Below are 20,937 nucleotides of genomic sequence, written 5' to 3'. Positions count from 1 at the left end.
GTTTCATGTACGCACAAAGCACACTATCCGAGTACCAACGCGAGCAACTTGTCGACCTCTTCGAGCAAGGATATGGGCGTATGTCTGCGGCTTCAAAGATCAAAGTGGGCGCTAAGGCTGCCGAGCGACTCTATGAGCGGTGGAAGCTACATGGCAAGCTATGCCTCATGGAGAAACCAACAAAAACGCAGTATTCCTATGAGACCAAGAAGGAAGTCGTTGACCGCTATCGTGCCGGTGAAACTGCCATGGAACTCGCCGCAGAGTTCAATCTCAGCTCCGCAAATCTTGTCAAGAATTGGGGACTGGCATGGCGAAAGGGCGGCGACGAAGCGCTGATGCCCAAGCCTAAGGGACGCCCCAAAGGCTCAGCATCGAAGCCGCCGTTGAGCGAAGAAGAAAAACTCCGCCTGGAAAACAAACGATTGTTAGCCAAGGTGGCTTATCTGGAAAAACTCCGAGACTTGAGGGATCAAGGGCATCGGTAAAAACCAAGGCGATTCTCACTCTCAAGTCAGAGCACGACCTCACAGACCTGCTAGCCGCAGCAGGCCTGGCCAGATCAACCTATTACTACCACCTGAAACTGATGGACCAGACGGATCCGCATTCGGAACTCAAAACAGCCATCACCACGTCCTTTGAGAACAGCAAACGACGCTACGGGTACCGAAGAGTCCACATGGACCTTCGCGCTGAAGGCTGGAAAGTCGGTAAGAAGCTGGTCCGCAAGCTCATGCGGATCCTCGGATTCCAATCCAAAGCGCGCCCGAAGCGACGTTACAACTCGTATCAGGGTGAGCAGAGCAAGATCGCTGAAAACCTGCTACAACGAAAGTTTGACGTGGATACCCCGGACACTGTTTACGTCAGTGATGTGACTGAGTTTCGGGTTGATCAGAGAAAACTGTATTTGTCACCCATCATGGATCTGTTTGACCACAGCATCCTGAGCTACACGATCGCCTCGTCACCAACCACGGCATTCACCAACGAAAGCTTGACGCTGGCTTTAGGATCCCGGGACTTCAACAAGAAGCTGTTGGTGCATACGGATCAAGGTTTCCAGTATCAGCATCAATCATGGAAACGATTGTTGGAGGAGCATGGCGCGGTGCAGTCTATGTCTCGTAAAGGCAATTGCTTCGACAACTCGGTCATGGAGAATTTCTTTGGTCATCTCAAGTCAGAGATGTTTCATGGAGAGCATTTCGCAGATTTTGCGGAGCTCAAGGTGGAAATTGAGGCGTATATCGATTGGTACAACAGGCATCGTCGTCAGGAACGACTGAAGGGCATGACACCGACGGAATATCGGTGTCATACCCTTGCAGCCTGAGTCGGTCTATTATTTAGCTAGTCCAACTTTCGGGACCTAGTTCATTTCGTATCCTCGCCTCTTTAGTTACCATCAGTCTTTCTACAGCTCTTCGGACTTCTCCACGCTGACACATGCCTTTTGCGCTGGGATCTTTGCGGCTGCATCGGACAAGGAAGCCAAAACGGTGCTGGAAGGAATAACATTCGGGTCAAGCACAACTTCCGTGGCGGGAGTGCGACCGTAAGTCGTTAACGTCCAAATTTTAGTTTTTTCGTCTTCGTGCGCTACCCAGTCAACATCATTGACAGACACACACGGATCCGAGGTAGGCGTTGGAACCTCAACGCCACATCGCAAAATCACTTGCGAAGGATCGCCCCAAGCCGATGTTGCTTGGGATGTGGTCTTCCGGCGTTCTGCATCACCAATTGCGTCGGGCAGAGCTACCATCATTTCTGCACAAGAAGGATTAGCAGCATCAGGCGCTGCATCAACGGAGGCAACCGAGGAACAACCAGTGATCGAAGCCAGAGCTATGACGCTGACTGCCATGGCAGTAAACTTCTTTGTCTTTGCATAACATTTCGGCGACACTTCGGAATTCACACTGAGTTTAGACACTTCATAAGCCTACATCTCCGCGCTGACCGATAAGATGTATTCAGTTGAAACTGTGAAAGGTAGCATATGTCCTTCGATGCACACGCGAGTCAGCCAGTGAAGAAAAAACACACTGGCCGCGCGATTGTCCTAAGTCTTGTAGCGCTGGTCGCCATCGCGGCTCTTGTAGCTGCAGGATATCTCTGGAACTTGGGGCGAACTTTCGACTCTGAGAGCGGCAAGATTGCCGATGCCTTCCCAAATGAAGAAACCCGTCCCGAGGTCAAGGACGAGTCTAAGGACGCTGTCAACATCCTCCTTCTCGGTACTGACACTCGCGCTACTCGCGATGCCTCAGACGGTGATGAAGAATTTGGAACTCTGCCCAACGGCGGCCGTTCTGACACGATGATGCTTGTTCATATCCCGTCAGATCATAAGAATGTATTTGTTACCTCCATCATGCGTGATACCTGGGTGAACATTCCTGGCGTAGGTGAAGCCAAGATTAACGCGGCCTTCGCCCATGGAGGTGTTTCCAAGGCAGTTGAAACCCTCGAAGGTCTGTTCGGTGTTCGAATTAACCACGTTGCATCCATCGACTTTGAAGGATTCAAAGGCCTCACCGATGCAGTTGGTGGTGTGACTATCAATAACCCACGTGCTTTTACTTCGACTTCATTCAAGGGCAATACATTCCCTGAGGGAACCCAGACTCTCAATGGGGAACAGGCACTGGCCTTCGTACGTGAACGTCACGCCTTCCCTGAAAGCGACTACCAGCGTGTGAAGAACCAGCAGTTGTTCGTCAAGGCATTGCTAGGACAGCTCATGTCCAAGGACACTTTGACCAACCCCGCGAAGGTGTCAGATGCAGTAGGCCAAATTGCCCCATACATCGCTGTCGATGATTCGCTGGATTCGAAACAGGTGGCTTCCTACGCTTCGTCCATGCTCAACGTGCGCCAGAGCGACATGGAATTCTTCACCCTTCCAAATAGCGGCACCGGGACTTCGGCCGACGGTCAGTCAATCGTGGTGCCAGACATGGCCGCCATTAATAAGTTTGGTAAGGCACTCCAAGAGGACAAAGTTGCTGACTTTGTGAACTCAACCGACCTGTCTCGATAGTTCACCTTTAGATTAGGAATTCATGACCCCCCAAAAGCTCGATACCTCCGTGCACGCAATCCATGAGTGGCTTGCGCGGAGCGTCAAGAGTCTCGGGAATCACTCTGATCGGCTCAATGCCATCAACGTTTTTCCCGTGGCAGACGGAGATACCGGGAGTAATTTGTATCTCACTGCTCGGGCTGGACAAGATGCCGTCAGCGAGCTGGAAACTGACGATATTGGTGGATTTCTTGAAGTTGCCGCGCGTGCCTCGATGGAGTCCGCGCGCGGTAACTCCGGAACGCTCTTGGCAGTATTTCTTAGCGGGCTCAGCGAGCCTTGGATTGGCCATGAACGACTCACTGCGCCTTTACTTGCCGTAGGGTTGGAACGCGCCAAAGTACGTTCGTGGTCAGCACTGAGTGAACCGGTAGAGGGCACGATGCTCTCGGTTATTAATGCGATCGCTCTGGCCGCAAATTCAACGCTTGCCTATATCAAGACGGACCTCGAAAGTCGTGCAGCACTAGACGCACTTTTGACTCAAATGAATCAAGCAGCCCAACTGGCGGTCAAAGGTACAGAGACGGAACTTGAGCCATTGCTTGCAGCTGGAGTTGTTGATGCTGGCGCGGTAGGGATGCTGATCATCATCGATGAACTTTGTGCTGCGATACGTAATGAAGAAACCGACTTTGAATCATATGAAGCATTTAAAGGGTACAAGGTGCAGGATCCTCACATTCATTTGAACAGTGAGTCTGAGAGCGGCGTTGAAGTGATGTGCACCGTATCCTTAGATGCTTTGGGTGCAGCCACGCTGCGTGGTCAACTTGATGCCCTAGGCAATTCGGTGATTATGTCTCCGGTGAATCAGTTGGAAGAAGACACGTACCGTTGGAGAGTGCACGTCCACGTACTAGAGGCGCAGCCGGCTATTGAACTCATCGCAAAATTCGGCGAACCCGTCAACGTTACCGTCACGGACTTGTGCACCACCGATGACTGAGCAGGCATCGGTTTCATTTGAAACCTCAGAACTGTCCATCTACCTTGGCGACAAAAACGCGAAAGCCCTAAAAAAGGCTTTTGGGTACACGACGGTGGGGGAATTCTTGTGGCACTTCCCACGACGTTATGTTGAGGTCGGTGAGCTCACACCAATAGCCGAATTGCCCTTTGACGAACACGTCACTGTGGTTGCCCAAGTCATCAACGTTAGTCAGCGTCAGATGCATTCGCGGCGCGGATTCATCTACGAAGTCACCGTCAGTGACGAACTGAGTCACGGCGGACAAGAGCTGAAGATGACGTTCTTTAATGGTTATCAAGCACGCACAGACCTGGTTGTCGGAACAATTGCCATGTTTAGCGGCAAAGTCGGCTGGTATCAAGATCATCTACAGCTAAGTCAGCCAGACTACGCAGTACTTGATGAAGCGTCGCAAGCGGATCCGCGACCGATCCCGATTTACCCGGCTTCAGCAAAAATGCCAAATAAACGAATCAGGGACCTGATGGGACTACTGCTCCCACACGTCACCACCGAAAATCTGCCCGAGTTCTTGCCGGAAGACATCGTTGCGGCGAATCACTACCCTCAACGATTCCAGGCATTTTTACGGCGACACGCACCACGCGAAATTAAACATGCGTATGTTGCGCGCCAGCGATTTGCTTTCGAAGAAGCCTTTATCTTGCAACTGACCCTGGCTGAGCGTAGTCGCCAGCTGGGGGCGCAGCATGCGGTGGCGCGGCCTCGCATTAGTGGGAAGCTCGCTGAGAAATTTGATGGACAACTCCCTTTTAGTTTGACCGAAGACCAACTACAAGTTGGTGACCAAATTTCTGCTGATCTCTCCCAACCGCACCCAATGCATCGATTACTACAAGGTGAAGTCGGTTCGGGCAAGACGATCGTAGCTCTACGCGCAATCCTTCAAGTCATTGATGCCGGGGGACAAGCAGCATTGCTGGCGCCAACTGAAGTGTTGGCTGCTCAGCATTATGCATCAATTACTAAGATGCTGGGACCACTTGCTGATTCTGGTCTGTTCGGTGAGGGCGAAGGCGCAGGAGTGGCGTTGCTGACTGGTTCGGCGAAAACGGCGCAACGACGTGAAGCCCTACTGGGCATTGCCAGCGGCGAGACCGGTTTGATTATCGGTACCCATGCCTTGCTAGGGGACCAAGTCCAATTTGCAGAGCTGGGATTGGTTGTCGTTGATGAGCAACACAGATTTGGTGTTGAGCAGCGAGACGCTTTGCGGGCTAAATCAGGTGATGCAGTCCCACACACACTGGTTATGACTGCCACCCCAATTCCGCGTACTGTAGCGATGACTGTCTTTGGCGACTTAGACACCTCAACAATTAAGCGTCTGCCTGCAGGACGCGCTCCCATCCAAACTCACATTGTTCCGATGCAATTAACCGGCTTCCGGGACCGACTCTTTTCAAGAATTACGGAGGAAGTGAGCAAAGGTCACCAAGTTTATGTTGTGTGTCCTCGGATCACTGATACCGCCGCTGAACAAGGCGTATTGCTTGCAACCTATGAAGACTCTTCAGGTCAGACAATGAGTGTTGAGGCAATGACTGAACTGCTCGCCGGGATGCCATCCTTTGCGGATATTCGTATCGAAGCATTGCACTCGCAACTAGATTCTGGGCAAAAGCAGGCTGCGATGGATTCTTTTGCCAACGGTAATATTGACGTGTTGGTTTCTACCACCGTCATTGAGGTTGGTGTAGACGTTCATAATGCCACCTTGATGGTGATCATGGACGCTGAGAGATTTGGTATTTCGCAGCTACATCAGCTGCGTGGACGTGTTGGACGTGGCGGACTTCCCGGTACGTGTTTGATGACTACATGGCTTGATGCGGACCATCCGTCTGTTGCCCGTCTCAAGACTATCGAATCCACGATGGATGGTTTTGAACTGGCAGAGGCAGACTTGGCCGAACGCAGGGAAGGCAATATTCTTGGTGCTCAGCAGTCGGGAAGCAGGTCTTCGCTCAACGAATTGAGCATCATCAAGGACCGGAAGCTCATTGAGCTCGCCAGAGACAATGTTGAAGGGCTGATGAAGGTTCGGGATTGGCACGAGAAATACCCGGAACTACTAGAGACGGCTAGCTCGTGGGTGGACGAGTCTTCACAAGAATTTTTGAACAAAAACTAGGTAAAGGTAAAGGCTACGATGAGCCGTATTATTGCCGGGACAGCAGGCGGCAACCCGTTAAAGTCGGTCCCAGGAGATGCCACGCGACCAACCACGGACAGAGTGAAGGAAGCGCTATTCTCGCGATTGGAAAGCTGGGATGTCATTTCCGGAGCGCGAGTTCTTGACTTATTTGCGGGATCTGGTGCGTTGGGTATCGAATCAGCCAGTCGGGGAGCTCGCCAGGTGGTGCTCGTTGAAAAAGCACCCAAGGCGGCCAGCGTGTGCCAGCAAAACGCATCCATGGTCAACAAGGCGCTGAAGAATTCAGTGGTTGGTGTTCAGCGGGGGGCCGTTGATTCTGTTCTGGATAGTTTTGTCTCGGGTAGTACAGGATTGCCGAACCGTACCTTTGACCTTGTGGTTTTGGACCCGCCGTACCCACTGACTGAGGAAGAACTCACGATCACCTTGGGCAAGATTTCGAAGATTTTGGCTGATGACGCGACAGTCGTTATTGAGCGGTCAGCTCGTTCCCCCGAGCCCACTTGGCCCGAGGGGCTGCAGAATTTCTCAGACAAGAAATATGGGGAAACACACCTATGGTTTGCTGAACCGGTCCAGGTCTAGAGAATGACGCACTTCTGAGGGATAGGGGCCAGCTGCTTGGCATTGCTGAACCAGATCTTCAGAAAGTGGTTTCTTTGTGGCGGTGAGAATTAGATTCCCCGGGTAGCGCTGGGTAAACATCTCGGGGCTTGAACTGAGCATGACAAATTCAAAAGCACGTTGACTTGCGTGCACTTGAGATTTGGCAAAGTTCAACGGAGGATCGTCTCCGATATTCACGAAAAGCAGTCCATCCTCGGTGAGGGAATCGCGCAGTTCTTCATAGTAGTCAGGTGTTGTCAGATGTTCGGGAGCTTCTGGGCCGGAGAAGATATCCAAAACGATGACGTCAAACTTTTCGTCCTTTAGTTGATCAGTAAGTACTGATCTTGCATCGGCGACTATTGGATTTAGCTGGCACTTTTCTGGCAACGGTAGTTGCGTGAGCACAAAGTCCAACAGTTCTCGCTCAATGTCTACCGCAACGTGGGTACTCGAAGGATAAACCACTGATGCCCAGCGGGCTAAGGTCAACGCTCCTGCGCCTAGGTGAAGCATCTTCAGTGGTTTCTCGGGGGAGTGAAGTACGGCCAAATGGTTGGCGATGCGTGCAAGGTATTCATAGAAGACCTCTTCAGGGTGGGCTAAATTCACATGCGACTGCGGTGCCTCGCCGATGGCCAGTATTTTGGATCCTGGAATCAGATCATCGTCATAGATCGTCGCGTGTTCTTGCACAAACCCCAGCCAACGTTTTGGAATCTTGCTCATCGGTTCAACACCTCTGGAAGTTGCTGAAGTTTCTTTGCAGCGGCAGAAATAACTTGTGGCTGTTTGCAGAAAGCGAAACGCAAGAAGCCTTGATAGTGCCGAACATTTTCTGGCTGTACGAAGACGGATAAAGGTATTGCAGCGACACCAACTTGTTCGGGCATCATCCGTGCTACCTGCACCGCATCGTTGCGCTTGAACTGATTGATGTCAGCGACTAGAAAATACGTCCCGCTGGGCCTAATGACAGGAATGCCGGCAGCTTCCAGCCCGGCAGAAAGTGATTTTGCCCCCTCTTCAAGACTCCCAGCGAATTTCTGAAAGAAAGTGTCGGGCAGCCGCAGCGCCTGGGCCACTGCCGGTTGAAAAGCGGGCCCAGATGAGTAAGTAAGAAATTGTTTGACGGTACGTAAAGCTGTAATCAGATCTTTAGGTCCAGTTGCCCAACCGACTTTCCATCCTGTGAACGAAAATGATTTGCCAGCCGAGGAGATGGTGATGGTCCGTTCAAACCCGCCGGGCAAACTAGCTATCGGCGTATGTTTAGTTCCAAAAGTGAGATGTTCATACACTTCGTCGGAGACAATGATGCAGTCGTGCTTATGGGCTAAGGCAATAACTTCGTTGAGCACATCGGTTGAAAATACCGCACCCGTTGGGTTATGTGGGTTGTTTATCAGGATGATCCTCGTTTGGTCTGACACAGCGCTTCGAAGCTGATCAAGGTCAGGTTCAAAAGTAGGAGCGTGAAGCGGAACAACTTTGTGCTTCGCCTCGGTGAGACCGATCATGGCTGCATAGGAGTCGTAGAATGGCTCAAAAGTAACCACTTCATCGTCTGGTTCTATGAAGGCAAGTAATGCGGCGGCGATTGCTTCGGTGGCACCAGTGGAGACAACCACTTCGGAGACCGGATCAATTTTGAGAGAGTAAAAACGTTCTTGATGCTCACTGATGGCTTCTCTGAGTTGTCGGGTTCCGGATCCCGGTGCATACTGATTAGCTCCGCTCAAGATCGCGTCTACGGCAATCTGGCGGATCTCTTCAGGACCTTCAGTATCGGGAAAACCTTGGCCAAGATTAATCGCCTGGTGTTCGTTGGCCAGAGCTGTGATTTCCTCAAAGATCGTCACTCCCGGTTGACCGGTTGTGTCGAGGAGATTCGCACCGTGTGCCGTACGCTGCCAAGGCGTCATAGAAATACCCATAGGTTCATTATGGTCCTTGACCAGCGGTTGTTCGCCATTTCGTCACCAAATGGTTGCATGACATTTACCTAAGAACCAGCAATTGAGCTGAGTTCTTGATAGATTCAGTTCATGCGAAGAGCAGTATGCCCCGGATCTTTTGACCCCATCCACAATGGCCATGTTGAAATCATCGCGCGTGCGGCGAGCCTTTTTGACGAGGTAATCGTGGCGGTCTCCACTAACTATTCCAAGAAATATCGGTTTAGCGAAGATGAACGCGTGGCGATGGTTGAGGAAACTGTTGGGGGGTTGCGAGGTGTTTCGGCAGTTCCAATGGGACAAGGCCTTTTGGCTGATTTTTGCAAGGAAAATGGCGCCGAAGCCATTGTTAAAGGCTTACGAAGCACAGTTGATTATGCTTACGAAATTCCCATGGCCACCATGAATCGACATTTGACTGGAGTTGAGACCGTATTTCTTCAAGCGGATACTCGATTCACGCACCTTTCGTCCTCACTTCTGAAAGAAGTGCAGTCATTGGGCGGCGACGTCTCAGAGTATTTCCCTCGTTCTGTCAAGAAGCGCCTAGTCCAATAACTAGGTAACGCAATTGGTAATTACACGGGGTAGATATAAGATTAGTTTCTTGAAAGATCACTCTCACTTTTTGGACGGTATTTCATACAATGAATCCACGAGTCATCACTAAGGCTGTAATCCCTGCCGCAGGGTTGGGTACGCGCTTCCTGCCAGCAACCAAGGCAATGCCAAAAGAGATGCTGCCAGTTGTCGATAAACCTGCAATTCAGTACGTCGTTTCTGAGGCAGTGAAGGCCGGATTCACCGACCTTTTGATGGTCACCGGTCGCAGCAAGCGAGCGCTTGAGGATCACTTTGACCGTGTTCCATCGCTCGAGTACTCCCTAGAGGCTAAGGGCGACAAGAAGAAGCTCGATGCAATTCACGAAGCCACGCACTTGGGTGATATTCACTATGTTCGTCAGGGTGACCCGAAGGGCCTTGGACACGCAGTGCTGTGCGCCAAGCAGCATGTTGGCGACGAGCCATTTGCTGTGCTGTTGGGTGATGACCTCATCGACGAACGTGACGAGTTGTTGTCAGTTATGGCTGAAGTTCAACAGAAGACCGGCGGCTCTGTCATTGCACTGATGGAAGTTGAACCGGAACAGATCAGCGCCTACGGCTGTGCTGACGTCTCGGTGGTTGAAGGCGAAGAGTTCGTCAAGGTCAACGGGCTCGTTGAAAAGCCTGCGGCGGACGAGGCTCCAAGCAATTTGGCAATCATTGGTCGTTACCTGCTTCACCCACGCGTCTTTGAAGTACTAGAACACACTGCTCCAGGCCGTGGAAATGAAATTCAGCTTACCGATGCCCTTCAGGTGCTGGCTGCGGCAGATGGAGAAGGTTCTGGAGTTCACGCTGTGGTCTTCCGCGGTCGCCGGTACGACACCGGTGACAAGCTGAGCTACCTGCAGGCGAACATCACCTTGGCGGTAGATCATGAGGACCTTGGCAAAGGCCTGAAGACTTGGCTCAAGGAATTCGTTGCAGGTTTTGAAGACTAATAGGCAAGTATTTTTCCGTTAGCCCCGGCAACAAAAGGAAAGGTGACCTACTCCGGTAGGTCGCCTTTCCTTTTGTCGCACGCTACATCGTCGTAGCCATGAAAGATCAAGCGGTACGAATCACTGTGAGTAACAGTTCTGTTTATCCATCACTTGTTACTTGCTTTTATCGTGCAGTTCGTGGAGGAGCTTCGCGGCGATTGCCTGGTGCCCTGCATTATTTGGATGGAAAGCATCGGACTTCACGTTCCAGGTAGCTCTACCGGCAGGTCCACGGTTGCTAGCACGTGCGAAGAGGTCTGAAATTTGAACGTATGATCCACTGTGTTCGAGGCAGACGGATTTGATAACGAGGTCGAGTGACTGGGTAATTTTGGCTTTTGGATCGTGCCAAACACCAAGACAGATTAGCTTGACCTCCGGCGAACTGGCATTGATCTTTGCCAAGTATTTCTGGTATTGAATCTTGAACTCTTTGATCGGAGTTTGCCATCTAATGTCGTTCGTTCCGAGCTCGACAATGGCTAGATCCAAGTCGCTGGGTAACTTCTTGCTCTGAGCAATGTAGTTCAACCGCGCTCCGGATTTGGCGATAGTTGTGACGGAAGATGTACCCTCTGCTCGCAGCTCGCCGGCGACCAGTTCGCGGAAGCTCTGCGGTAACTTATCCGCATCTCGGCCAACGGTGAGGGAGTCGCCGGCGAATAGCACCCTTTGATATTCCGGGGACTGGAAAGGTTTTTCGGGCGCGGCTGATTCGGGGGAACTCGGTGCCTTCAGGAGGCTTCGAACCATAGGGATTGCTCCAATGGCAACAACGATGACTACGATTAGAACGATAGCTAGTTTGCGACCAACTGAGTTTATGGTGGGTATAGGGTTGTTTGGCACTCGCTTCACTCACTTTAGTTGTGTAAATCCCGTAGTCACTTCCTAGTTTATCGGCTGAGCCTGGGTGAAGCCGGGACGACTCTTCAAATCTGATAAGCCACACGGAGAATTACCGATTCTGAGCAAGTTTCGCCGGCGCTCTACACTTGAGATAACAATTTTTGCTGTTTCAAGTTGATCGCCAAAAATTCGAAATATTTGAGAATCTTTGGAGTTCAAACAGATGTTGAATCTGAATGCAGGACTTTCTCCATTGGTCTTTCATTACGTATTCGTGGTATTTATCACTGGTGTAATGCGCTCAAGCATTCAGCGCAAGCACAAGAATCTTGGGTATTGTGTTCCCTTGCATGAAGTCTCCCGAGTTGTCCGTTGGCTTCGCAGTGATAACCCGGTGGAGTTGGATTGAAAAAAGATGCACGCGAATCAACGCTCTTCGCTTCGCGAAGTGCGCGTAAAGAAGTTGAACGCAAGAAAAAGAGAACCCGCAACGTCCTCGTCGCTGTCGTAGCAACGATGTTGATCTGCGTTCTTGGTGCAGGCTATTTCGTCTTTGACCTTCAGCGTCAGTTCAACTCCAAGAGCAACTCCCTGTCTCTGGCTTTCTCAGACTCTGATCAAGAGGCTCGTCCGGTCAAAGATCCAGACGACAAGTCGATGAACGTGTTAATGCTTGGCGTGGACCACGCCGATGACGACAGCGACGGATCAGCTGCCCTCAGCGGTGCAGTAGAACAGCGCAGTGACTCGATGATGTTGGTTCACATCCCCGAGAACCGCTCCCAGATCTATGTGATGTCCATGGTCCGCGACATGTACGTTGACATACCTGGATATGGGAAAAATAAACTTAACGCAGCAGTCTCCTTTGGCGGCGTGCCGTTGCTCATGCAAACTGTTGAAGGCATGTTTGATACGAAGATTGATCATATCGCCATGGTCGACTTTGAAGGGTTTAAGGAACTATCAACTGCCTTGGGCGGCGTGACTGTTGAGAACGAGATCCCTTTCACCGCCAATGACACCGATTACTTCTATCCTGAGGGAACCGTGGACCTTGAGGGAGACAGAGCGCTTCGATTCGTTAGAGAACGCAAGTCCTTCACCAACGGCGATTATCAGCGTGTGGCAAATCAACGGAAGTTCATCGCCGCGGCGGCCAACAAGTTGTTGTCCGCGGATACACTCACAAACCCAGTTAAGCTTTACGACATCGTGGATACTGTTTCGCCTTATCTGACTTTTGATGAGGACTTTGATGCCGCAACTCTTGTCGGGCTTGGGATGCAACTAAAAAATGTTGATACGAACAACATGGAAATGTTTACCATGCCAACTGCAGGTACTTCGGTGGACGGACGCGGGCAATCCATTGAACTTGCTAGCGAGAAGGCCGTCGCCCAAATTGGTGAAGCTTTGCGCACTGACAACCTGGCCAAGTACTTGAAGGAAAATCCGCCCGAAGGGGAATAATCATGTGATCGGTGTGACAAATCCGCGCTTACTCAGGGTGGATCGCGAAGAACACCGCACCTATCTACTAGACTTTGAGCATCTGTGCTTACGAAGAGAGCTACAGTTAGCGTTCGAGAATGAGGACTTTTGGGGATGACAGTTGCAGAGGAGGCCGACAAGTTCGGCTTGCACCGTGTAGGTGCGCGCCCTTCATTGGGCAGCTATCTTAAGCAAACTTGGGAACGCCGCGATTTCATCTACGAGTTGGCGAAGGCTCGGGTTCAGAAGCAGAACCAACAGAACCGATTGGGAATGCTGTGGGTTGTACTGAAGCCAACGTTGAACGCCATCATGTACGGTGTGATTTTCGGTGTCTTGCAGGGAGATAAGAAGGGGCCAGATTTCCCGGTCTTCGTAGTGATCGGGGTATTCCTCTTTGAATTCTTCACCAGCTCAATGAATGGTGGAGCCAAATCCATCACGGGAAACTCGGCGCTAGTTCAGTCACTCTCATTCCCTAGACTGAGCTTGCCAGTTGCCCAAGTTACGCAGAATCTTCTGACTTTGATGCCAATGGTGTTGGTCATGTTTGTCTATGCTCTGATTCTTGGCACGACACCGAAATGGTCATGGTTTGGCATTCTGCCACTCATCGCTATTTTCTCTGTGTTCAATATGGGTATCGCACTGATTTGCGCTCGAATAACAGTACATATTCGGGACTTCACTCAGATCCTGCCGCTTGTCTCTCGTATGCTGTTCTACAGCTCCGGAGTCCTGTTCGACGTAGACCGTTTATTGGGTCACTGGCCATGGCTGGTCACCGTCTTTGATTTCCACCCTTTGTATCAGACCCTGCACCTCGCGCGAGCAATGATCATGAACGATTCCCCATACAACGCAACAAGCTGGATCATTGTCAGCGTTTGGGCCGTCGCTGTCTTAGTCATTGGACTTGTTTACTTCTGGAAGGCTGAGGAGCGTTACGGCCGTGCCAATTAGTTTTGATGATCTGATCAACCCTGGATTGCATCCAGAGTATGAGCCAGCCCCAATTTTTTCTGACGATACGTCATTCATTGATGTAGTAAAGCCTGAAGACATTAAGTCTTCTAAGCTGACCGTTGATGAGTCGCGGCAACCGGTAGTGATGGTCGATAACCTTCACGTGAAGTACCAAGTTTTCTCCAGCGGCAAAGCGGTCGGCAACGCCGGGGGACGAAAGCTTCTTCAGCCCAAAATGCGAGGCGTGAGAACGGTGCATGCGTTAAAGGGCATTTCCTTCGTTGCCTACGAGAATGAGTCCATTGGCATCATCGGTTCAAATGGTTCTGGTAAGTCCACACTCCTGCGTGCAATCACCGGTCTAACTCCTCCTGCTGAGGGTTCGGTCTACGCTCGGTCTCGGCCAAGTTTGCTTGGCGTAGGTGCAGCTCTAATCCCGGATCTTTCAGGCGACAAGAACATTACTCTGGGTGGTTTGGCACTTGGCTACAACCGCGAACAGGTTGAGCAGATGCGTGAGGAGATCACCAAGTTTGCCGAGCTGGAAGAGTTCATTGACCTTCCCATGCGAACCTATTCCTCGGGCATGGCCGCTCGCCTGAAGTTCGCTATCGCAGCTTCTAAGGAACACGACATCCTGATTGTTGATGAAGCGTTGGCTGTCGGAGATGCGAAGTTCCGCAAGCGTAGTGAAGCTAAGATTCGTGAAATCCGTGAGAATGCAGGAACCGTGTTCTTGGTGTCGCACTCGATGAACTCAATCAAAGAAACTTGTAACCGTTGCATCTGGATTGAAAAGGGTGTCCAGAAAATGGACGGAGATCCAGATACCGTGATCAAGGCCTACCAGCAACATAAGAAGTAAGAGACGAATGACTGAACTTCCCGGCGTTTCCTACGTCATGCCAGTGCTGAATGAAGCTGATTACCTAGAAGAAGCAGTCAGCTCAATTCTCACTCAGGACTATGACGGTGATAAGGAGCTGGTTATTGCTCTGGGCCCAAGTACGGATGAAACGGATGAAGTAGCACGGCGATTGGCCGCCTCCGACCCGCGACTAATCTTGGTCGATAATCCGCTAGGTCGCACGCCCATCGCCTTGAACCTGGCCATCCGGAAGTCTTCGCATCCGATTATTATGCGCGTGGACGCTCACAGTGAACTTCCCGAGAATTACACGCGTCGGGGCGTTGAAACGCTCAACCGCGTAGGCGCCCATGACGTCGGTGGACTGATGGATGCGCGAGGAAAGACACCTGTCCAGCGTGCTATCGCTGCCGCGTACCACTCGAAGTTTGGCTTTGGTGGACCGGCTTACCACTCCGGTGCACCAGAAGGCGAAGCGGAGTCAGCGTACCTTGGGATCTTCCGTCGTGAAATTTTTGATGAGGTTGGTTTCTATGACGAAAACATGTGGCGTGCTCAAGACTGGGAACTGTGTTTACGCATACGTCAGGCCGGACACAAGGTGTGGTTTGATCCAGAGCTAAAGGTCGGTTATTACCCTCGCGATAACTTCAAAGATCTTGCTTTGCAGTCTTATTCTTCGGGTACTTGGCGAGGTGAGATTGCTCGCCGATTCCCTGAGGGTAAATCGTTGCGCCATGATATCCCACCGTTATTGTTGGCCGGTGTCGGAATCGGTTCTCTTGCATTGATCGCGGCTCCCTTGACCCGGGGCCGTGTTTCCCGTCCGGTACAGTCTCTCATCGGTCTGGCCGCGTCTGCACCATTGGTTTACGTGGGAGGAACAGTAGCCGCGGGCCTCGCGTCTAAGGGCGAAAATTTGAAAGAGAAGCTGCTGACAGCCGTAGCTTTTCAATCTATTCACCTGCCGTGGGCTGCTGGATTCGTCAAAGGACGAATCTTTGGTGCTGCAGGTACCTTGGATAAAGGTCGTGTGAAGTGAGCGTGGAACGGCCCAAAAACCCCACCCTCGAACAGTTGCGGGAAGTGTGCCAGCCACCTGAGGTTAAGGCGCGCAAGAACGCGGAGCACTGGACAGCCGAGCTATATCTACGGCACATTTCCATCTATCTAACTGCCGTTCTAGTACGGACTCGCATTACTGCTAATGGCGTGACAGGTCTGATGATTTTGGCCGGCTGGTGTATGTCGTTAGCCTTACTGATCCCAGGCATTTGGGGGCCAATCCTTGCCATTGTTTTGTCGCAAGTGCAGTTGTACTTCGATTGCTCAGATGGTGAAGTAGCACGTTGGCGTGCTTCGCAGTCGCCACGCGGCATCTTCATCGACATGGTTGGCCACCACACGACCGAAGCCTTGATCCCTATCGCTTTGGGATATCGGGTGTTCAATGAGCTTTCTGCTCAAAGCGAGCTCAGCAATCAGGCCTGGCCGACCCTTTTCATGGGGGCATGCTTGGCAGTGCTTCTGGTGCTCAACCGTTCACAGTCGCTGATGGTTCACGCTGCTCGCGGCATGGCGGGTCTGGGTAAGCTTCCTGACACTGCAGCAGCAAGAGCAGTTTCAACCACCACGCTAATTGGGCGACTTCGTTCTCTAGCTCGTTTTCTTCCGTTCCACCGTTTACTGCATGCTGTGGAACTCAGCCTGATCATTCTGGTGTGTTCCATAATTTCAGCGCTGGCAGGGACACCTGGCATGGCCGAAAAGTGGATGATCTGGATCTTGCTGCCAGCCTGCGTGTTGGTCAATGTAGGACATTTCTTGTCAAATATGGTGTCATCGCGTTTGAAAGCGTAACTCCTAAGAACAGTAAGAACTTGAATCAACGGAAAGGGGAGTGCATGGAAAAGCGATTGGCTCCAACAATCGGTGTTGTCGTACTTACCATGGGCAACCGTCCGGTTGAATTGCGTCGTGCTCTTGACTCAATGCTCGCTCAGAGAGACGTCATTATCGACGCGGTAGTAGTGGGAAACGGTTGGGATCCGACCGATATCCCTAGCGGGATTAAGACACATTTTCTGCCTGAGAACCTTGGCATCCCTGCCGGACGGAATGCCGGTGTCCCTCAAGTAGAGGGCGAATACCTTTGCTTCCTGGATGATGATTCGTGGTTCCTCGATGATGACTTCTTAATCAACGCAATACAGAGATTCAAGAAGTATCCGCGGATGGGTCTTTTGCAGCCGCGAATCACCGACCCGGAACACAGCGATCAGAATCCGACGCGATGGATCCCACGCCTGAAGAAGCGCACCGCTGAGGAACCAAGCAAAGTCTTCCATGTAGGAGAGACCTGCTTGGTGACTACCCGTGAGCTTTTTGACCTCACAGGAGGGTGGGCCGGAGGTTTCTGGTACGCACACGAGGGTATTGAATTGGCCTGGCGAATTTGGGACACCGGTACTTACGTTTGGTACGCAGGTGACATGCGAATTGCTCACCCGGTGGTAGATCCACGCAGGCACGAAGAGTTCTACCGCCTGAATGCTCGTAACCGAGTTTGGCTTGCCCGACGAAACCTTCCGGTTCCCTTCAATTACATCTACCCGACTACCTGGATGCTGATTGAATGTCTGCGAATGCGCGATAAGCCAAATGCGGTGAAGCAGTATCTAGCGGGTTGGAAAGCTGGATGGAAGGGTAGCCCTTGGTATAAAGAGCCACGAGCTAAGCTTCGATGGAATACGCTACTGAGGATGACTCTGTCAGGGCGTCCACCGATTATCTGAGTCACTAAGAGTATCAAAAATTGCACCTCTGCTACATTCAATGCTGCATAAAAGCGTCGAGGCGATGAAGCCTCACGGCCGGTGGATTTCGTGTTTCTCATTGGTCTGTTCTAATTTTAGATGAACAGGCGGTAGAATGTTCATGAACGAAGCGCGATGGTGCTTATCAGATTTGTTACTTTTTGAAATGCTGGACGGTGTGTAGATTGGGAATCCGCGGGTGGAAAGGAAAGCTCAGCCGTAGACTCCCAGATTCGGTCTGGAAGCAGATTCTATTCTGGTCAACCAACAACACCGCAGATACATCTCTGAGTATTCCTCAAGTGCGAGCCGCCAACATTGATGGATCTCAATCCATCGCTGCTGGAATAGGGATTGAATTTTCACAAGACCCGATTTCAGGAATCTTATGTGTTTCAAAATCCGGGTGGGACCAACTCGTCGAGGAACTCTCGTCGACCGGCTATCGGCTAACTAGAGCGGATGCAGTGGCTGCCAGTTTCGGTGCACTGCAAGTATGGTCCGTTCAAAGATCTCATTCGGGCTCGGGTATTGCGCGTAGGCGTCAGTCCGGGTTGGGAGCGCTGTGGGCTGTCTATTCAGATGGAAAGACTCCATCCCCTGACATTCAAGACTTCACATCGCCGATTGACGCAGTCTACACCTGGGTTGATTCGTCAGATCCTGTCTGGCAGTCCTCCTATAGAGAATTCAAACAATCAGTGCCAGTAGGGGAATCTCACCCGACGAGTCGAGATCTCGGGCGTTATACGTCTCGAGATGAGCTCAAATATTCCCTTCGATCATTGGAAATGAACCTGCCATGGGTACGGAATATTTATTTGGTAACGGCGGGACAAGTTCCCTGTTGGCTAAACACGGATAACAGCAAAATTAAGGTCATTAGCCACGCGGACATTTTCGACTCACCAGAGGAATGCCTGCCAACTTTCAACTCGCATGCCATCGAGACTCAGATATCGAAGATCGATGGTCTTTCGGAGCATTTCATCTACGTGAACGACGATATATTTTTTGGTCGTCCTATGTCCCCAAATGTCTTCTTTACTGGCAGTGGTGCTGTGAAGTATTCATTGGCGAAGGCCCACTACGCGGAAGCAACAAACCCGCGCCTTGCAGTAAATTTGGCCGCTAAGCTGAATGCTGAGCTCATCGAGTCAAAATACGGCAAAACAACGTCGCTGAAGTTCAAGCACGTTGCTCATCCGCAGCTACGCAGTATCCACGAACTAATTAGAGAATCGTTTACTGCTGAAGTCCAGTCGACTGCTAGGCACAAGTTCCGACACGTCGAAGATGTCTCTGTTCCTTCCTCGCTTGCGCACTATGTTGCGGCAGCCGAAGGCGTTGGTGTCCCAGCTGACGTTGACTATTCATACGTTGATTTGGGCGGCGATCATTTGCCGATGAAGCTCTATAGACTCGTTCGTGGGCGTGGTATGCAAATGTTTTGCCTAAATGAGGTCGCCAGCGTGAGTGAGAAGGAAAAACGAGGAAGACTGACAAAGCGCGTACTTGACGCGTTGTTCCCGTTCAAATCTTCGTATGAAAAGTGACATTCGACATTCAGATTTCGTCCAGCTCTAGATGACATGATTTTCGAAGACTATGAACAAACTTACAAATAGCTAGTCACATGAACAATTACAAGTCAGGTGCGACTATCCTGAGAAGTGGGACTCGCAACCGAGGTATTATTTTGTTCATAACAGCAGGAGAACACGAATGACCAAGACAGTACTGACTTACGGAACTTTTGACCTGTTCCACATCGGACACTTGAACATCCTCAAGCGTCTGAAGGCTGAAGGAGACCGCCTGATTGTTGGCGTCTCAACCGATGAGTTCAATGCCATCAAGGGTAAGAAGCCAGTCGTTCCTTTTGAACAGCGCCGCGAAATCGTTCAAGCTATTGAGTATGTCGACTTGGCCATCCCAGAAGAAAACTGGGAACAGAAGCGTTTAGACATTGCCAAGTATGATGCCAAGGTCTTTGGCATCGGTGAAGACTGGAAGGGCAAATTCGACGACCTTGACGACGAAGTTCAGGTCATCTACCTGCCACGCACCGACGGAATCTCAACCACGGAACTCAAGCGAGTGCTCAGCGAATTTGATGAGCGTCACGTTCAGTCGCTGAAGGACACCTTGGATACCCTGAGCCAGATTGTTAAAGAACTGAGCTAAGCACGCCTTGTGCCACAAGCAGTTGAAGCACCATATTGAAAGATCCTATGTCCAGCGAGCAGTTCACCACTTCCATCAAATCCAGCGTGAAAGGCGTACTACGTAAAGTAGGTAGCCGACCCGTGGGCAAACGTATCACCCGAGCGATGGGCTTTGTTAACAAGCCAGGCGGTGCCAACGTTGGTGTGTCCAATGTACCGCTGCCCGGTACTGTGGCAGTCTACTTCGGTGACGGGGCAGACAAGATTTACCAGATCAACCAGTGGCTTCCGGTACTTGAGGAACTTCATCAGAAGGAAGAAGTTCTCCTAGTTTTCCGCACCATCAGCGCCTTTAACGCAGCTGGGAAGGTTACGGATCTTCCGAAGGTATTTGTCCGTCGATTCTCAGACTTGATGGATACCTATGACGATAATGATCTAAAGCTGGTGATCTACGTCAACAATTCGCGTAGCAACTTCCAGTCCTTGGATCATCCTCGGCTGGTTCACGTTCACGTGAATCATGGTGAGAGCGACAAGCTCTCTATGGTGTCCAACAAGGCTAAAGCCTATGACAAAGTCTTTGTTGCCGGCCCGGCTGCTATCAAGCGTCACGAAGCTATGCTGATTGGCTTTGACTTTAGTAAGTTGATGGTCACTGGTCGCCCACAGCTGGATATTGATTTTGAGCTTGAACTTGAAGCAAGTCAGAAGTTTGATGTCATGTACGCACCGACGTGGGAAGGCGAAAACGAGGATAACAACTACACCTCGTTGGACCACTACGGTGTTGCCATTGTCGAGTCCTTGTTGGAAAACCCGGAACTGCGCGTGATTTATAAGCCGCATCCTCGCGTGCAATCGAGCAAGACTCCAGGGGTGGCACAGGCGCACCAGCAGATCATGGAGATGCTTCAAGCTTCCATCGACGAGGGTAACAACCACGTCATTTCTGAGCAGGGCAACATCCTTGCCATGTTCGAATCTACGGATGCGCTCATCACCGATGTTTCTAGCGTTGGCTTGGACTACCTGTACCTACACCCGGAAAAGCCGCTGGTGATCTCGGATCGTCGAAATAACCGAGAAAACCTTCACCGGGATGCTCCGATCACCAAGGCATGTCATGTAATCGATCAAGAAGCGCTGCCAGAGCTACCCGCTCTTCTTAACGATGCCTGGAGCATTGATGGTCATCGTGAACAGCGCCTTGAAATGCGCAAGTTCTACTTTGGGGATCTCAGCCGTGGTGAATCGACCAAGAAGTTCCAAGAATTCGTGCAGGAACTGATCGTTGAGCGCGAAGCGAACCTGGTCAATTTCCGTGGATGGCACAGCTAGAACGGAGCGCACTTTTCGATCCTTGAAACCAAACGC

21 protein-coding genes are annotated in these 20,937 nt (G+C 51.1%); 17 read left to right on the top strand and 4 right to left on the bottom strand.

What is annotated here, in order from left to right:
- Nucleotides 1-5 precede the first annotated feature (5 nt).
- Entirely contained in the window at nt 6-488 is a 483-nt protein-coding gene (locus FJV47_RS16420) for a helix-turn-helix domain-containing protein (protein ID WP_200831943.1), read from the top strand.
- Nucleotides 374-1,339: an IS3 family transposase gene (locus FJV47_RS04690; RefSeq protein ID WP_200831954.1), complete on the top strand. Its 966-nt coding sequence runs from the start codon at nt 374-376 to the stop codon at nt 1,337-1,339. Before FJV47_RS16420 ends, FJV47_RS04690 begins: the two co-directional genes overlap by 115 nt.
- 81 nt (nt 1,340-1,420) lie before the next feature.
- Here the strand turns inward: FJV47_RS04690 and FJV47_RS04685 are convergent, their stop codons facing one another.
- Nucleotides 1,421-1,873 carry a DUF3515 domain-containing protein gene (locus tag FJV47_RS04685; protein ID WP_159610517.1) on the bottom strand — a complete coding sequence of 151 codons (453 nt, stop codon included), beginning with the start codon at nt 1,871-1,873 and terminating at the stop codon, nt 1,421-1,423.
- A 135-nt stretch (nt 1,874-2,008) separates the two neighbouring features.
- Here FJV47_RS04685 and FJV47_RS04680 point away from each other — a divergent pair, with 135 nt between their 5' ends.
- Genes FJV47_RS04680 through rsmD form a run of 4 tightly spaced genes read left to right on the top strand, consistent with a single transcriptional unit; the run spans nt 2,009 to nt 6,831 of the window.
- Nucleotides 2,009-3,052 (top strand): LCP family protein, encoded by a 1,044-nt coding sequence (locus FJV47_RS04680; RefSeq protein ID WP_159610515.1) that lies wholly within the window; start codon nt 2,009-2,011, stop codon nt 3,050-3,052.
- 22 nt (nt 3,053-3,074) lie between these two features.
- Nucleotides 3,075-4,043: a DAK2 domain-containing protein gene (locus FJV47_RS04675; protein WP_159610513.1), complete on the top strand. Its 969-nt coding sequence runs from the start codon at nt 3,075-3,077 to the stop codon at nt 4,041-4,043.
- A complete protein-coding gene (locus FJV47_RS04670) occupies nt 4,036-6,222 on the top strand; it encodes an ATP-dependent DNA helicase RecG (RefSeq protein WP_159610511.1) in 2,187 nt (728 codons plus the stop codon). The genes FJV47_RS04675 and FJV47_RS04670 overlap by 8 nt, the downstream gene beginning before the upstream one ends.
- 18 nt (nt 6,223-6,240) lie before the next feature.
- On the top strand, nt 6,241-6,831 hold the full coding sequence (rsmD, locus tag FJV47_RS04665; protein WP_159610509.1) for a 16S rRNA (guanine(966)-N(2))-methyltransferase RsmD: 591 nt from the start codon (nt 6,241-6,243) through the stop codon (nt 6,829-6,831).
- Here the strand turns inward: rsmD and FJV47_RS04660 are convergent.
- Complete coding sequence (locus FJV47_RS04660; RefSeq protein ID WP_159610507.1) at nt 6,802-7,581, bottom strand: spermidine synthase; 780 nt, start codon at nt 7,579-7,581, stop codon at nt 6,802-6,804. The two genes, rsmD and FJV47_RS04660, sit on opposite strands and share 30 nt — an antisense overlap.
- Complete coding sequence (locus FJV47_RS04655) at nt 7,578-8,789, bottom strand: aminotransferase class I/II-fold pyridoxal phosphate-dependent enzyme (RefSeq protein ID WP_159610505.1); 1,212 nt, start codon at nt 8,787-8,789, stop codon at nt 7,578-7,580. Before FJV47_RS04655 ends, FJV47_RS04660 begins: the two co-directional genes overlap by 4 nt.
- Nucleotides 8,790-8,900: 111 nt before the next feature.
- On the opposite strand from FJV47_RS04655, the gene coaD reads away from it, so the two are divergent.
- On the top strand, nt 8,901-9,368 hold the full coding sequence (gene coaD / locus FJV47_RS04650; protein WP_159610503.1) for a pantetheine-phosphate adenylyltransferase: 468 nt from the start codon (nt 8,901-8,903) through the stop codon (nt 9,366-9,368).
- Between the two features lie 89 nt (nt 9,369-9,457).
- Nucleotides 9,458-10,357, top strand: coding sequence for a UTP--glucose-1-phosphate uridylyltransferase GalU (galU, locus tag FJV47_RS04645; protein ID WP_159610501.1), 900 nt, complete (start codon nt 9,458-9,460; stop codon nt 10,355-10,357).
- A gap of 156 nt (nt 10,358-10,513) precedes the next feature.
- Here galU and FJV47_RS04640 read toward each other — a convergent pair whose 3' ends face one another.
- Nucleotides 10,514-11,152, bottom strand: a complete 639-nt coding sequence (locus FJV47_RS04640) for an SGNH/GDSL hydrolase family protein (RefSeq protein ID WP_159610499.1) — start codon at nt 11,150-11,152, stop codon at nt 10,514-10,516.
- 501 nt (nt 11,153-11,653) lie between these two features.
- On the opposite strand from FJV47_RS04640, the gene FJV47_RS04635 reads away from it, so the two are divergent.
- The 9 genes from FJV47_RS04635 (at nt 11,654) to FJV47_RS04595 (ending at nt 20,901) form a co-directional block, all read left to right on the top strand.
- Entirely contained in the window at nt 11,654-12,721 is a 1,068-nt protein-coding gene (locus tag FJV47_RS04635) for an LCP family protein (protein WP_159610497.1), read from the top strand.
- Nucleotides 12,722-12,856: 135 nt separating this feature from the next.
- Nucleotides 12,857-13,705 (top strand): ABC transporter permease, encoded by an 849-nt coding sequence (locus FJV47_RS04630; protein WP_159610495.1) that lies wholly within the window; start codon nt 12,857-12,859, stop codon nt 13,703-13,705.
- 10 nt (nt 13,706-13,715) lie between these two features.
- On the top strand, nt 13,716-14,573 hold the full coding sequence (locus FJV47_RS04625; protein WP_370514950.1) for an ABC transporter ATP-binding protein: 858 nt from the start codon (nt 13,716-13,718) through the stop codon (nt 14,571-14,573).
- Between the two features lie 7 nt (nt 14,574-14,580).
- Nucleotides 14,581-15,618: a glycosyltransferase family 2 protein gene (locus FJV47_RS04620; protein WP_159610493.1), complete on the top strand. Its 1,038-nt coding sequence runs from the start codon at nt 14,581-14,583 to the stop codon at nt 15,616-15,618.
- Nucleotides 15,615-16,436, top strand: coding sequence for a CDP-alcohol phosphatidyltransferase family protein (locus FJV47_RS04615; protein ID WP_235026340.1), 822 nt, complete (start codon nt 15,615-15,617; stop codon nt 16,434-16,436). The genes FJV47_RS04620 and FJV47_RS04615 overlap by 4 nt, the downstream gene beginning before the upstream one ends.
- A 44-nt stretch (nt 16,437-16,480) precedes the next feature.
- Nucleotides 16,481-17,371, top strand: coding sequence for a glycosyltransferase family 2 protein (locus FJV47_RS04610; protein ID WP_159610491.1), 891 nt, complete (start codon nt 16,481-16,483; stop codon nt 17,369-17,371).
- A gap of 323 nt (nt 17,372-17,694) precedes the next feature.
- Nucleotides 17,695-18,948, top strand: a complete 1,254-nt coding sequence (locus FJV47_RS04605; RefSeq protein WP_159610489.1) for a stealth family protein — start codon at nt 17,695-17,697, stop codon at nt 18,946-18,948.
- 169 nt (nt 18,949-19,117) lie between these two features.
- On the top strand, nt 19,118-19,579 hold the full coding sequence (locus FJV47_RS04600; RefSeq protein ID WP_159610487.1) for an adenylyltransferase/cytidyltransferase family protein: 462 nt from the start codon (nt 19,118-19,120) through the stop codon (nt 19,577-19,579).
- A gap of 47 nt (nt 19,580-19,626) precedes the next feature.
- Nucleotides 19,627-20,901, top strand: coding sequence for a CDP-glycerol glycerophosphotransferase family protein (locus tag FJV47_RS04595; RefSeq protein WP_159610485.1), 1,275 nt, complete (start codon nt 19,627-19,629; stop codon nt 20,899-20,901).
- Nucleotides 20,902-20,937: the final 36 nt, after the last annotated feature.

It is taken from the genome of Glutamicibacter sp. JC586 (genome assembly GCF_009805585.1).
Taxonomy (GTDB): domain Bacteria; phylum Actinomycetota; class Actinomycetes; order Actinomycetales; family Micrococcaceae; genus Glutamicibacter.
Note: the sequence above shows the minus strand (reverse complement) of the source record. Positions and strands in the feature narration are given on the sequence as shown.